At 69.1% G+C, this 12906-nt stretch carries 11 protein-coding genes and 2 pseudogenes; 2 read left to right on the top strand and 11 right to left on the bottom strand.

Annotated elements, in window-relative coordinates:
• Nucleotides 1–126: 126 nt before the first annotated feature.
• The 10 genes and pseudogenes from ACFVXE_RS25005 to ACFVXE_RS25050 form a co-directional block, all read right to left on the bottom strand.
• A pseudogene (locus ACFVXE_RS25005) lies at nt 127–582 on the bottom strand (non-canonical purine NTP pyrophosphatase); the annotation flags it as partial.
• A gap of 245 nt (nt 583–827) precedes the next feature.
• Nucleotides 828–1148, bottom strand: coding sequence for a phosphatase PAP2 family protein (locus ACFVXE_RS25010; protein WP_389674283.1), 321 nt, complete (start codon nt 1146–1148; stop codon nt 828–830).
• 77 nt (nt 1149–1225) lie between these two features.
• Complete coding sequence (locus tag ACFVXE_RS25015) at nt 1226–1912, bottom strand: hypothetical protein (RefSeq protein WP_389674285.1); 687 nt, start codon at nt 1910–1912, stop codon at nt 1226–1228.
• A gap of 32 nt (nt 1913–1944) precedes the next feature.
• Nucleotides 1945–3450: an ATP-binding protein gene (locus tag ACFVXE_RS25020; protein WP_389674287.1), complete on the bottom strand. Its 1506-nt coding sequence runs from the start codon at nt 3448–3450 to the stop codon at nt 1945–1947.
• Between the two features lie 25 nt (nt 3451–3475).
• Nucleotides 3476–3928 carry a DUF6238 family protein gene (locus tag ACFVXE_RS25025; RefSeq protein WP_389674288.1) on the bottom strand — a complete coding sequence of 151 codons (453 nt, stop codon included), beginning with the start codon at nt 3926–3928 and terminating at the stop codon, nt 3476–3478.
• A 25-nt stretch (nt 3929–3953) separates the two neighbouring features.
• Nucleotides 3954–5420: an SCO6880 family protein gene (locus tag ACFVXE_RS25030; RefSeq protein ID WP_389674290.1), complete on the bottom strand. Its 1467-nt coding sequence runs from the start codon at nt 5418–5420 to the stop codon at nt 3954–3956.
• Nucleotides 5421–5551: 131 nt separating this feature from the next.
• Nucleotides 5552–6961 (bottom strand): ATP-binding protein, encoded by a 1410-nt coding sequence (locus tag ACFVXE_RS25035; protein WP_389674292.1) that lies wholly within the window; start codon nt 6959–6961, stop codon nt 5552–5554.
• Nucleotides 6962–6989: 28 nt separating this feature from the next.
• Nucleotides 6990–7670: a hypothetical protein gene (locus ACFVXE_RS25040; RefSeq protein ID WP_389674294.1), complete on the bottom strand. Its 681-nt coding sequence runs from the start codon at nt 7668–7670 to the stop codon at nt 6990–6992.
• Nucleotides 7670–7978 (bottom strand): DUF6112 family protein, encoded by a 309-nt coding sequence (locus tag ACFVXE_RS25045; protein WP_164179986.1) that lies wholly within the window; start codon nt 7976–7978, stop codon nt 7670–7672. Before ACFVXE_RS25045 ends, ACFVXE_RS25040 begins: the two co-directional genes overlap by 1 nt.
• A gap of 89 nt (nt 7979–8067) precedes the next feature.
• Nucleotides 8068–9213, bottom strand: coding sequence for a C40 family peptidase (locus tag ACFVXE_RS25050; RefSeq protein ID WP_389674296.1), 1146 nt, complete (start codon nt 9211–9213; stop codon nt 8068–8070).
• A 578-nt stretch (nt 9214–9791) separates the two neighbouring features.
• Between ACFVXE_RS25050 and ACFVXE_RS25055 the strand changes: the two genes are divergently transcribed.
• Nucleotides 9792–10538 (top strand): DNA-methyltransferase, encoded by a 747-nt coding sequence (locus ACFVXE_RS25055; RefSeq protein ID WP_389674298.1) that lies wholly within the window; start codon nt 9792–9794, stop codon nt 10536–10538.
• 257 nt (nt 10539–10795) lie between these two features.
• Nucleotides 10796–11647 carry an IS5 family transposase gene (locus ACFVXE_RS25060; protein ID WP_389674300.1) on the top strand — a complete coding sequence of 284 codons (852 nt, stop codon included), beginning with the start codon at nt 10796–10798 and terminating at the stop codon, nt 11645–11647.
• Nucleotides 11648–11653: 6 nt separating this feature from the next.
• Here the strand turns inward: ACFVXE_RS25060 and ACFVXE_RS25065 are convergent.
• Nucleotides 11654–12544: pseudogene (locus ACFVXE_RS25065) on the bottom strand (hypothetical protein); the annotation flags it as partial.
• Nucleotides 12545–12906: the final 362 nt, after the last annotated feature.

Genomic DNA, 12906 nt, shown 5'->3' on the forward strand with positions numbered 1-12906 from the left:
CAGCAGCCTCGGCTACCTCAGTCCCGCTGAGTACGAGAACGCACTCGCAGCCTGACCACCACACCAATGGTGTCCGTCAAAGCGGAGCAAGCTCACTATCCCTCTGGTGATATCACCGTCGCGATGTCAATGAGACTGCGCCAGCCACTCACCCAGGGCCGCGACGACCGAGCTCTTTCCCCACTCGGTGAACACACGGTTCTGCTCATCCTCCGGCAACGCGACCAGCGTCGTGGCTGCGCCGTTCGGCACGAAGATCGGCCACAGATCGGACCAGGACCGTGGACTGTTTCCACGGACGGGAGCGGCCGCAATCGCTCCTGGATTACGCGCGTCCTCCGCGAAGGTGTTCAACCGAACGTCAGCGTCCGCGTAGACAGCGTCACTCGCGAAACGACAGGTCCGTCTCTCCGTGAGATCCGCGAGATGCGTAAGTCCGGTGGGGCCGAAGGCCTCAAGAGCCTGCTTCACCATCGGCCCCGGCCAACCGTCGAACTCCTCGATGTAGAAACCTGAGTCTTCGACGAACAACGGCCGCCCGAGAGCCGCATACGCCTGTCGAGCCTTGTGTTGTGCGATTCCCTTTACCGACCCGCAAGAGCTCGCGAACCGGACGCGTCCTGTGCTCCTGCGACCCCGTGGGACTCGAACGGGAGGTCTGGGCCCTGCTCACCCTCTACCAGTGTTCACCGCCTTGCGAAAGATCGAGCACCACCGCAACGAAGATCAAACTGACGCGATCGGCCCCAATGAAACGCGGAGGTTGGAGCGTTCTTACGTATGTCACCAACCGCGGACACACCACGAACCGCGATGCGGCAGAAGGTCTATCTGAGAATCCCGAAGGTTACTGCTGCGGCGAGTCCGCCAAGCAGAGCGCCAGCAATGGTCTGCGCGACGGTGTGGTCACGAAGTCGGACACGGGACCACCCGATCGCGGCGATGGCCAGGGCAAGCGGTGCGAGGGCGACACCGAAGGCGAGTATCAAGATCGTTACCACACCGCCGGCCACCGCAGTGTGTACGGAGACCTTCCACCAGACAGTGACCACCATCGTGGCAGCCAATCCGACGAGCATGGCGATGACCAAGGCAAAGAGCTCGCGCGGAGCGTCGAAGATGACGAGGACCAGGATTCCGACGAGCACGGAAACCATGGTGGCTGTGAGGGGGACCGTTCGCTGGGATCGGATCTTGATGTGCTTGTCCGTCCAGGAGCCGCGTTTCACGCCAAACAGGATGATGGCGAAGGGGATTCCGCCGCAGAAGAGGGCGGCGAGGAGTCCCCAGGCGAGGCCGCTGATGCTTCCGGTGCTGTGCCAGCCGATGAGCAGCAGGATGGCCGTTCGGTATCCGCCCGGTGAGCGAGGTATTCGCCGATGCGCACCAACGCCGGTCCCTTGGAACCCAGTTCGTGTGAGTAGTGCCAGCCTTCGGTGTTGCGGTGCTCCTCGGCACGCTCCTGGTAGAGGTGGAGCACGCTCGGCTGCGAACCGTCCATAAGCGCCATGACACCGTCCCATTCGTGCCGCAGCTCCTGCGCCCGGAGCAGGATGGTGTCGATCCCGCGCAGCCGACGGAGGTCGTCACTGATCGGCCCCTCGACGTAATCGGGGCCGTCGGCGGCGGCGCGGACCCCGGCCAGCACCTCGGGTCCGTGGTCGAGGAACACCTCGGCGTGCTTCCACGCTTCGGCGTCCCGCTTGACCTTGCCGTCCCCGTAGACCTTGTCGTCCAGCGGCCAGCCGTCCGCGTCACAGAGCGAGTCCGAAACCGCGTCCCAGGCGTCGCACGCCTCGTTGATCCCGGCGGCGGCCGAGGCCAGTGCCGGAAGGTGTCGTCGCCACGCCAAAGGGTCGGTGGCCTGCGACGGCTGGTCGTCACCGGAGGAAGGAGTAGAAGAAGCAGACATGATCGATTCCTGTTGCTGTGCTGGTCGTTGGGCTACGCCGCCATGCGGGCGTCGGTGTCGAACAGCTCCCGCTCAGCCGGGTGGAGGATGTGCTGGGTGATGAAAGAGCGGCCGGCGACCTTCCACAGACCTCGGCCCTTGGTCAGGGCGGAGACCGCCTGGGTCTCGACGCCGGTCAGGCCGAGCAGAGATGCAGCGGCGGCGAGCTGGTCGGGCTCCTGGCGGTAGATGATCCGGGTGGAGCAGTCGGCCAGCAGACCCTCGGCCAGAACTCGTCCCCGCGAGCCGGCATCGCCCGCCGAGAGCAAATCGCTCAGGCGGTGGATCACCATCAGATTCGCGATGCCCAGACCTCGGGAGAGCTTCCACTGGCTCTGCATCCGCTCCAGCAGCCCGACGTGCCTCATGAGCCTCCAGGCTTCGTCGTAGATCACCCAGCGCCGACCGCCATCGGGATCGCTGAGGGCGGACTCCATCCATGCACTCGCGCAGGTCATCGCGAGCACCAGGGCCGTGTCGTCACCGGATCCGCCGAGACGGGAGAGGTTGATGGACAGCATCGGCGTCGTCGGATCGAACGACACCGTCGACGGAGCATCGAACATGCCGCTCAAGTCGCCGTGCACGAGACGTCGCAGGGCGTGGGCGAGGTCCTGGGCGGCTGACCCGAGGTGCCCCGCCTGGTGGCCGAGGGCCTGGTCGAGGCGTTCGGGGGAGCCGAGTACGTTTGCGATCTCGCCGAGCAGCGGCACCGTGCCTCGGGCGGCGGCGTCACCGACGACCAGATCCAGGGCCAGGTCGAGGACGGTGTGCTCCATCGGCAGCAGGTCGCGCTTCAGCACGGTGCGGGCGAGGCTGGCCAGCAGCAGCAGACGGCGCTTGCGAACCTCCGTAAACCAGTCCTCTTCGCTCACGGAGGCGGGCCGGGCCGGGGCGTCCAGAGGGTTCAACCGGCCGGGGAGCCCCGGGCCCAAGGCGATGCTGTAGCCGCCGAGGGCCTGCGAGACAGCGGTCCACTCCCCCTTGGGATCGCAGGGGATGTAGATCCGGTAGCCGTGGGCGATCGACCGGGTGGCGATCGACTTCGCCAGCGCCGACTTGCCCATGCCGATGATTCCGGCCAGGACCGCGTTGGGGTTGGTGAAGCCCTCCACCCTGCCGCTGTTGTAGAGCGAGAACGGGTCGAAGCAGAAGGCCGCCTCCGCGTGCACATCGCGGCCGATGAACACCCCTTCGGCGCCCAGGCCGCCCTCGGCCACGAACGGGTACGCGCCGCTTGCTGTCGCAGTGGTCATCCGGTGGGCGGGCAGGTCGAGCTTGCCGCCGCGGGCGGACGCCGGGCCGGGGCGACCGGCGAACGGATAGGTGGGCCGCAGATCCGGGTCAAGGGTCTGCTCGGCGCGGTGCTTGGGCGGGCTTCCGGCAAGGCGTGCCTGGCGGCGGGCCTCGGTGAAACCGGCTCGGGCGGCCCGCTGCTCGGCGCGTGTCGTCTTACGGGGCACGAAGAGAGGGGAGGCACTGGCGCGGGGACGGGGCATGACGTTTCTCCAGGTGAGGGGTGGGTCAGCGGCGGACGAGGCCGGTGAACGGGGCGTGCAGGTCGGCCGGGGTGGTGCGCCGCCGCACGAGATGAGCGGTGCGCTGGTGGCGCTGGCAGATGGTCAGTTCCGGTGCGCCCTCTGGAAGGCCGGCCTGGCACGCCTCCGGTTCGGGGACTTCGCCGGAATCCGGCCGGGGTGCCGCGTGGTAGGAGGCGTGGAGGTGCTCGGCTGCCTGCCAGATTCGGGTGCGGGCGGTACGGAGCTGGTCGCCCTCGTTCGCCACGAGCTGCCCGGTGCGACCGGCGTGGGCGTCGAGCAGCCCGTACAGCGAGACGAGGTGGGCGTGCAGAGCGTCCAGCTCGGCCCGGGTGGTGACCAGCGGGCCCCCCGGGATGTTGAGCGCCCGGTGGAAGTCGAGCGCGGCGGTGGCGAAGGGCACGAAGTCCTGCGCGGTCGGGCTGGCGGTGCGGGACATGAGGGTGCTCTTTCGAAAAGAAGGGTCAGGCAGCGAGCGCGAGCGGCAGGGCAGCGGCAGTGAATGCCTCGGCCTGCTGCCAGGTCAGGAGCCTCAGATCGAGCTGGGCGCCGACAGCGGCGGTCTCCACGACGGCACAAGCGGTGCGCAGCTCGTCCTCGGTATCGGCCGAGACGGTCAGCAGACCGGTCAGGGCGACATCGGCATGCCCGGCGATGAGCTGGCGTTCGCGGGATTTGATGTCCTGGTACTCGATCGAGTCCGCCTCGGAGTCGACCTGACCGCGCCGGGCCCGTTCGGCAACATCGGCGATCACGCTGGACTTCTTGCGCTGCACGTCGCGCAGGGCGGCGTCGAGGTTCTTCGGCTCATAGGAGAGCGACAGCGTGCGCCGGACGCCGCCGATGAACAGGAGCTGGTGCAGGAAACCGGCCGACGTCTCGGTGCGCGGCCAGTTCTCCACCCAGTAGGTGGCGTGCACGGCGGAGTCGGTGGCGATGTGGTCCGCCTTTTCGACGACCACGACGGGGCCGGCGGCGGCGGGCTCGGCCTCGGGGCGACCGGCCGTGGACCAGCGGTCGAGTGTCGCCAGCGCCTTCGGGTCGTAGGAGGTACGCACCACGGCGGCGATCTCGCGCGCGGTGAGCCAGCCCGTCGGGGTGAGACCGGCGGTCCGCGCCGCCTGGTCGAACGTGGAGGTGAGCTGGGCGAGGACACTGACGGCACCGGTGAGACCGCCACCTGCCTGGTTGATCAGCCGACGGGCCGCCTTGGTGTCCAAGGACACCGCGACGTACGCCTCGTGCGGGGCGGCTGCGGGGCCGGCGCTCTGGATCAGCTCGTTGTAGATCGCGCCGGCCATCGGGGTGTCAGGTCGGCCGTGCTCTTCCCAGTAGCGGCGCAGCGCGTCGCCGGAGTCGGGGATGGTGCGCTCGATCACCTGGATACGGGCGATCTGCCCGGTACGGGCAAGGGCCGCCAGCGCGCGTCCCCAGCCGCCGACGTTGGCCTGCTGGGTGCCCGGGTCGAGCAGGGCATAGGCGCGGGAGGAGACCTTGACCACCGCGGTCAGCGTCCCGGTGTGCGGGTTGTGGACCGCTCCGTACTTACCGTCGGGAGCAGTGGTCACGCGCAGGCTGGCGGCGGTGCCGGGAAGGTGGAGCAGTCCCTCGCGTGTCGGCCGCCGGGAGGGCCGGGTGAGCCAGAGGAGCTGGCCTCGCATCCGGCGCAGCGCGTAGCGGACGACGATCGGGGCCCAGTCCGCCAGCGCGCGTCCTCGGTGTCGGACGAAGACGAGCAGGGCGATCATGGCCCACAGCGGGATGAGCTGGAGGGCGCCGACCACGCCCCGGGTGAGGATCACGGCGAGAAGGAGAAGGCCGGTGAGTCCGGCGATGACCAACTGGGGGACGGTCAGGCCGAGCAGGACGCCGCGCCTGCTGCGGTGCGGGAACTTCACGGTGGGCGTGGAGGACTGGTGCGTGCCGGACATGGTGGTTCCAGACGGTGGGAGCGGGCGGAGGTCGGGGCGCTCGGCGCTCTTCTGGACGTCATGGCGAAACCTTCCTGCTGGTGGGAGGCGGGGGCGGGCCGTGGAGTGCGGCCCGCCCCCGGGGATGTGGGTCAGGAACCCGACGGCGGCTGGGTGGGATACACCCAGTTCGTCGGCGTCGCGGAGCCGGTGGCCGACGGTCCGGACGCGGGCGCCGGAGTGCCCGAGGCCGAAGGTCCGGGGTCGGCTGGCGGCATGGAGGTCATGTCGCTGCCCGGAGCCGATGCGGCTGCGAGGTGACCGGAGCCGCCCGCAACGCCTTGGGCGGTCGCTTCGGACCCTTCCGGTTCGTCCTCGCCGGGCCGGGTGATCAGCGGCGGGATCCCGGGGCGCTGGATCAGGGCACGGCCCTTGTCGCCGGAGGCGTTGGGGTCCTCGCCGTACCGGAAGCGGGTCTGCTGCTTGGGCGGGCCGGCGTCGATGCCCTCCTTGCTGAGGTTGGTGCCCGAGGGGTTGATACCGGAGGCGACGCCATCGGTCCCTGCACCGGGGACCTGGTTCGGCCCCTGCGGAGCGGGGGCGCCGGTACCGGCCCGCAGCGCGAGGCTGCCTGCGGTCTTTGCGGCTCCTGCGGCGACCGCCATGCCGGCGACACCGGTGCGGTGCATGTCGTCGTGGCCGCCGCCGTCGCTGGCCCAGTGGACGAACTTGTACGTCGCGTAGGGGCAGAGCAACACCAAAACCATCACGACGATGCCGGCCATCGCGTCGGACAGGGCCGCCATTCCGTCGCTGGCGTCGCTCTTGCCCATGGCGGAGACGCCGATCAGGAAAACCACGGTCATCAACAGCTTGGAGACGATCAGGGTGCCGGTGGCCTCGATCCAGCCGCGCCGCCACCGTTTGGCGACTTCCCAGCCGCCGCCCGCCCCGGCGAACACCGCGAGCGCGACCATGATCAGGACGCCGACCTTGCGGGCCACCATCACGCCCCAGTAGAGGAAGGCACCGATCGCGCACCCGAAGGCCACCAGCGCGGGCACACCCCAGCCGAGGCCGTACATGGCCCCCATCTGATCAACCTTGATCACACGACGGATCGCGTCGTCGATCGAGGTGTTGGCGGCTTTGAAGAGGCCGTCGGACAGCGCGTCCACCACGGTGATGGCGACGGTCGTGAAAGCGATGGCGGAGAAGCTGAACAGGACTCCGGTCATGGTGCCGAACGCCGCCTTGGCGAGGGCACGTTCGTCTCGGCGCCAGGCCGCGGTCATGAGCTGGATGCAGAAGATGCCGACGGTCAGGGCGAGGCCGATGGGCAGCAGCAGCTCGTAGTTGTCGCGGAACCACCCGGCGTTGAGGTCGATGGCCGTCGTCTTGTTGACGGCCTTGGCGGCCAGGTCGGCCGCGCTGGACGCCAGCTCGCCCGCCGACTTCGCGATCCACGCGCCGAGACCGTCGGTGACGGTGCCGGCGGGGTTGGTGGCGAAGTCGACAGCGCCGCACACCTTGTCCATCAGCGGGAAGTCGCAGACTCCCATGGGTCGTACCTCCGTTCTGGGGCGAGGGTCAGGGCGCGACGGACGGCATGACGCCGACCAGGGCGCAGGAGTGGTTGGGCCGGCACTGGACCGCGAGGGTGGTGGACCGGCTCTCCGCGCCGCCGGCAGCCGAGCCGTTCCAGCGAATCGACTGCTTGCCGGAGACCGTGACGGCGTAGACGTACGCCTGGGTGATCGCCCCGGGGTCGTCCTGGAGGGCCTGGGTAAAGGCATGTGGGAAGTGCCCCTCGTTGATCTTGGCGGTGGCGACCTGCTTGTTGGCCGCCATCTCCTTCCACAGCACGGCCGAGGGGACCGCCTGGTCGACGGAGGCCGGGTCGGCGTACTTCGACTCCGTGGTCAGCCAGCCGCGCAGCGCCTTGCGCAGCTCGGGCTGCGAGTACGCGCGGGTGTCGTACGACCACAGCGCTGCTGCGGCAGCCTTCCCGTACGTGATCGGGTCGTGGGTTTTCGGGGGAACGGGCAGAGCGCGGGGCTGGGTGTGCGGCCCGGACGGTGCCGCGGGCGTCGAGGACGCCGTGGGCGAACTCGGCGGTGGGGAAGCAGTGTCGGAGGGGCTTCGGCCCTCGCGGGTGAAGTAGGCGGCCAGACCGGCGAGGGCAACTAGGACCGCCAGGACGGCAGTGCCGAGCAGCGCCCGGCGGCGCACGCGAGATGCGCCGCCGGGGTGGGTGGAGTGCTGAGCCATCAGTGGACCTGCGTCCCGAGCGTCGAGAAGAAGGCGACCACGCCGTTGGCCGCGCCGAGCAGAAGGGCCGCGCCAGCGCTGACCAGCACGCCCTTCTTCCCGTTCGCCTCGGCCTGGTGACCGCCCGAGTGGTGACCCCAGGCCCATACGCCCGCGCTGACGGCGAGGGCGCCGACCACGGCGATGAGCCCGAAGAGGTTGATCGAGCCCATTACCTGCTTGAGGACGTTGAGGCCAGGGAGGCCGCCCTCGTTCGGCTTGATCCCGGGGTCGTAGGCGAGCTGTATGACCTGGTCAGCGAGATGCATGGGAACTCCAGTTCGAGTGAGCGCACGCCGAAGCCCGGCGGGGCGAACCAGCGGTGCGAGGGGGAGGTGAGGGGGGGTAGGAGCGCCGGTCAGACGACTCGGCGGGCCGCGAGAATCCGCGATTTCCAGGACGCGACGGTGGTAATCCGAACGACGTCACCGGTGTGCGGGGCGTGGACGATCAGGCCCTGCCCGATCGCCATCCCGACGTGTTCCGGTACGGCGGCCGTCCCCTCGGTGAAGAGGAGGTCGCCCGGCTTGAGGGCATCGACCGAGACGGCCTTGCCGTCCTTGACCTGCGTGTACGTGGTCCGCGTCAGGGTGACCCCGGCGGCCTTGTACGCGCCCTGCATCAGGGAGGAGCAGTCGCAGCGGCCCATCGGGTTCTTGCCGTGGGAGTCGGTGCACGTGCCGCCCCACTGATACGCGGTGCCGAGCTGGCCGAGCGCCCACCGGATCGCCGTCTGCACCTTCGGCGGCGCGGAAGCGGGAATCTTGTACTCGTCCGGCAGCGCGCCCGCCGGGATGGTGCCGAAGCCCGTCCCGTCGCCGTCCGCCGAACAACCCCCCGCGGTATCGGGAGATGGGCTGCCGGTCTCGGCAGGGCCGGACGACGACGGGCTCGGCGATGCGCCGCCGGCCTTCTGCAACAGGGGCTCGATGGCCTTCTGCAGGGCGGTGGCCAGCGGCTCCCATTTGGCGTACGCCTCGGGGAAGCCCGACTTCTGTACCGCCTGGGCGGCCTGGGCGACAGAGAGGGACTGCCAGCCGGAGACCTTCTTGAGCCCCTCGTAGAACTTCGTCGAGGCGTGTACCGGGTCGAGGATCTGGCTGGCCGTGCCCCAGCCCATCGACGGCCGTTGCTGGAAGAGACCCAGCGAATCGCGGTCGCCGTAGGTCAGGTTCCGTAGGCCGCTCTCCTGCAGAGCGGTAGCCAGGGCGACGACCTGCCCGCGGGCGGGGATGTTCATCGCGACGCCCGTGGCCTGGATCGTTTTGGCGTGGGGCACTTGGTCGGCAGGCGCGTCCAGACCCGGCACGGAGACCGAGCCCTTGTCGCCGCCGTCCAGGATGGCCTTCACCTGCTTGGCGACGGCGGAGGCGTCCACACCCTGTGCACCGCCGGTCGAGCACGAAGCCGAGGCGGTCCCGGCACCGACGCCGAGGATCGGCAGTGCCAGCAGGAGTGGTCCGGTGGCGCACAGACCGACGAGGGCTCCCGTCGTCTTCTTCACGGCCGCCGCCGTTCAGCGCGACGGTGGTGCGGACCGGTCGAGGGAGGTGGGTCGGGGCGCGGGGGTGTCAGGGCATGCTGCATCGCAGCGGCTCCTCGGTGTTCGAAGGAGACGCGGTGCCGACTTCTCGTGCAAAGCCGTCGGCACCGCGCCGATGTGCATCCGCCTCTCGGCGGGCCCGGGTCAGAGAAGTTGGTAGCTCCAGGACGCCGGTTTCAGGTCACGCGCGGCAGCCAGCCGCGCTCGTAATCTCAGGCAATGCACGTGGCTCCTCACGGCGCTCGCGGGCAGATGGGCAACATGCCTCCGACGCTGCTCGATTGGACGAGACGGCACGGATAAGCACAGCTCAACGGGGGTGGAGCAGCGCTCCTTCCCGGTGGCACGGCGAGACAGTAGACCGGGATTCCGGCCGCACCAAACGACTGCCGTCCAGGGGCTCGAAGCAGGGAGCTGCCTCGTTAGGCGCGGCCGGAATTCGCCGTTAACCTCCGCTGCAACCTCGCACCGGATGCGCGCCGTTGAGCGCTGCCCGGAGCAGGTCTTTACATCGCCGCGCCCGAAGAGAGGCCCTCCCCATGAGCTACACGCTGCACCGAGGCGACGCCCTGACCGTCCTGAAGTCCCTCCCGGACGAGAGCGTCCAGGCGGTGATCACCGACCCGCCGTACAACTCCGGAGGCCGCACCAGCTCCGATCGAACCGGCCGCACCGCCCGCGCCAAGTACGTCACGAGCAACTCGGCGCACGACCTCGCCAACTTCCCCGGCGAAAACCGCGACCAGCGCTCCTACCGATCCTGGCTCACCGAACTGCTCACCGAGGCGTACCGGGCCTCGACCGAGCACGCGGTCGCGATGGTCTTCACCGACTGGCGACAGGAGCCGACCACCTCCGACGCTCTGCAGATGGCGGGGTGGACCTGGAGCGGCACGATTCCGTGGATCAAGCCGTCCAGCCGGCCCCGCAAGGGCGGGCCGAAGCAGGACTCGGAGTTCATCATCTGGGGGGTCAAGGGCTCCCTCGACAACACCCGTGACCTCTATCTGCCGGGGCACTACATCGCCTCCCAGCCGCGCAAGGGCCGGGTTCACATCACCCAGAAGCCGGTCGAGGTCATGCAGCAGCTCGTCCAGGTCTGCCCCGAGGGCGGCACCGTCCTCGACCCGTTCACCGGCAGCGGCTCCACCGGGGTCGCGGCCCTGCGCGAGGGACGCCGCTTCGTGGGCGTCGAGCTGTCCGCGCACTACGCCGACATCGCCGAGGAGCGGCTGCGGGCCGAACTGACGAAGGACGACTTCGAGCTGGTCGGACCGGAGGCATGAGCGTGAGAGCGAAGAGAGGCCAGGGCGGCCCACAGACGCCAGAGGGGCGGCTGGAGCATCGACTAACCGATGCACCAGCCGCCCCTCCTGTTACGTCAGGCCGCCTCGAACGCCCGCCGAATCAGCGGCGCCGCCTTCTCTAAGGCCTACCGGCAAATGGCTGGCCGCTCGTCGACTGATGGGCACGGATCTGAGACAGGCACGGGCCTCTGCGTGATCATGGAGTTCTCTACGCTCAGTGATCACACGGAGGACCCGTGCCTGCGGTGCCATCTTGCCTGCTCGAACCCCTGTGGGACCAGTTCGCCGCGCTCCTGCCCGCGCGGGGGGCGTTCGTTGCGGACCACCCGCTGGGCTGTCACCGCCGCCGGGTCGCCGACCGGACCGTCTTCGAGCACATCGTGCTTGCGCTGGTCCACGGCTCCGGCTACGAGCGCATCTCCAGTCCTGGATGCTCCGACCGCACTATCCGACGGCGTGTCAAAGAGTGGGCTGAGCTGGGGATATCCGAGAAGGTTCATGCCCTCGCCCTGGAAGCCTACGACCGCACGATCGGGCTGGGGCTGGCCGAGATCTCGGTTGACGGCTGCATCACCAAGGCCCCGTCCGGTGGCGAGAAGGCGGGGCGGTCACCGGTCGACCGGGGCAAGCAGGGACTGAAACGCTCGGTCGCCTCCGACGCCTGCGGCGTCCCGCTCGGCATCGCCTCCGACGGGGCCAACCGGCATGACTCGCCCCTGCTCGGCCCGACCTTGGAGGCGGCCCGCACCCAGGTCGGCGCGATGCCCGAAGGCGTCAACGTCAACCTGGACCGCGGCTACGACAGCGCCAAGTCCCGTGCCCTGATAGCCAAGTTGGGCTTCACGGCCGAGATCGCCCGCAAGGGCGTCCCGGCGCCGATCCAGGCCGGCAAACGCTGGGTGATCGAGCGCACGCACTCCTGGATGAACGACTACGGCAAGCTGCGACGCTGCACCGAGAAACGCGGTGAGGTCGTGGACTTCTACCTCTACCTCGCCGCCGCCCTCGTCACGCTCCGCATGCTCATCCGACGCGCGACCAAGCGTTACCGCTGGGACGGCCGCCCCACCACCCGACGCCTCAAGTGATCCATTTGCCGGTCGGTCTAAGTCGGCTGCCGAGACGATACGGACCTCCAGGTCGCCGGACCCGAGGTGTCCGATACCGCGCATGTCCCGGGTGAAGCCCTCCTCCAGCTCGACCGTGCCGGGGTCGAGTCTGAGGTACACCAGGATCGCCTCGTGCTTCGGACGGAAGATCACCGACGCCACGTTCACCAACCGCCGGTAGGCGATGTAGTGCCGCAGCGACGCCACCTCCACCTCGCCCCACGCCGTGAGCGCCTCGTCCAACTCCGCGTACAGGTGCCGCAGGCACTCCGGCACCGCTCCGCCACCCGCAGGCGGAGAGACCACCGAAGCCGTCGGCACCCTGTCCACCACGGGGGCCCGCTCCCGACCCCGGCGAGACGAGGCAGCGCTCGGGAAGCCGGTCACGGAGTCCATGAGCAGCAACCCCAGCAGGCCACCGTCGAATATCCGGTAGCGCACCAGGTCGATCCGCTCGGGCAACCTCTGCACCGCCACCCGATCGTGGTGCGAGAAGCCCGCTGCGATGCAGATCATCCGCGGACGACGCCAGTCGACGGACTCAGCGGCCTCCGCCCCCAGCACCTTCCGCACGAGCGCCTCGAACTCGTGGTGCGCCGACTCCAGCCAGGACAGGTAGGAGACAGCCTGGGACATCACCCCGCTGTCCGAGCCCTTCTTGAACTCGATCACCACCGGGCTGCCGTTCTCATCGAGCCCCAGGGTGTCGATCCGCCCCCGGTGCCAAGGCCCGGTCGGATACTCCGAGGCCAGGAAACGGACGCCCAGCATCTGCTCCAGGCCGGCCTCGACCCGCCGCTGCAGCTCCACCCCCAGCGCCACCGTCGAGCCGGCCAGCTCGACGTCCCGTCCGTCCGCGTCCTGCCGGAACATCATCAGCTCGGCCCCCCCCAGCGCCCCCTCCCGTGATCGCTATAGAGGTGCAATCAAGAGGACGCTGCGGGTATTCCGCGTCGGGTAGCGGGAAGGGCAGGCAGCTCGACCATGGGATTGGCCGAGTGCAGGACGCCGACATCGCCTCGGGGCGAGAGCCGAGCCCGCGGGAGAGGCGATGACATGAATCTCGACTGGCGAGAGCTCTGATGGTCTTGTCAGTGTTTGTCCGTATGGTTGACCCTCTCCGGTGTTACTGGGGGGTTGCTTTCCCATACAGGGATGGGCGCCGCGTAATATCCTCGGGGCGCCTGTGGCGTCCTAATCGATCCAGTCATCCGAGGTGGACGTCGGATTCTTGATCT

Source organism: Streptomyces sp. NPDC058231, from assembly GCF_042882275.1.
In the GTDB taxonomy this organism is placed as follows: Bacteria; Actinomycetota; Actinomycetes; order Streptomycetales; family Streptomycetaceae; genus Streptomyces.

Coding starts and splice junctions, on each gene's coding strand:
- ACFVXE_RS25015 (WP_389674285.1), bottom strand. CDS start 1,912: ATGTCTGCTTCTTCTACTCCTTCCTCCGGTGACGACCAGCCGTCGCAG.
- ACFVXE_RS25020 (WP_389674287.1), bottom strand. CDS start 3,450: ATGCCCCGTCCCCGCGCCAGTGCCTCCCCTCTCTTCGTGCCCCGTAAG.
- ACFVXE_RS25025 (WP_389674288.1), bottom strand. CDS start 3,928: ATGTCCCGCACCGCCAGCCCGACCGCGCAGGACTTCGTGCCCTTCGCC.
- ACFVXE_RS25030 (WP_389674290.1), bottom strand. CDS start 5,420: ATGTCCGGCACGCACCAGTCCTCCACGCCCACCGTGAAGTTCCCGCAC.
- ACFVXE_RS25035 (WP_389674292.1), bottom strand. CDS start 6,961: ATGGGAGTCTGCGACTTCCCGCTGATGGACAAGGTGTGCGGCGCTGTC.
- ACFVXE_RS25040 (WP_389674294.1), bottom strand. CDS start 7,670: ATGGCTCAGCACTCCACCCACCCCGGCGGCGCATCTCGCGTGCGCCGC.
- ACFVXE_RS25045 (WP_164179986.1), bottom strand. CDS start 7,978: ATGCATCTCGCTGACCAGGTCATACAGCTCGCCTACGACCCCGGGATC.
- ACFVXE_RS25055 (WP_389674298.1), top strand. CDS start 9,792: ATGAGCTACACGCTGCACCGAGGCGACGCCCTGACCGTCCTGAAGTCC.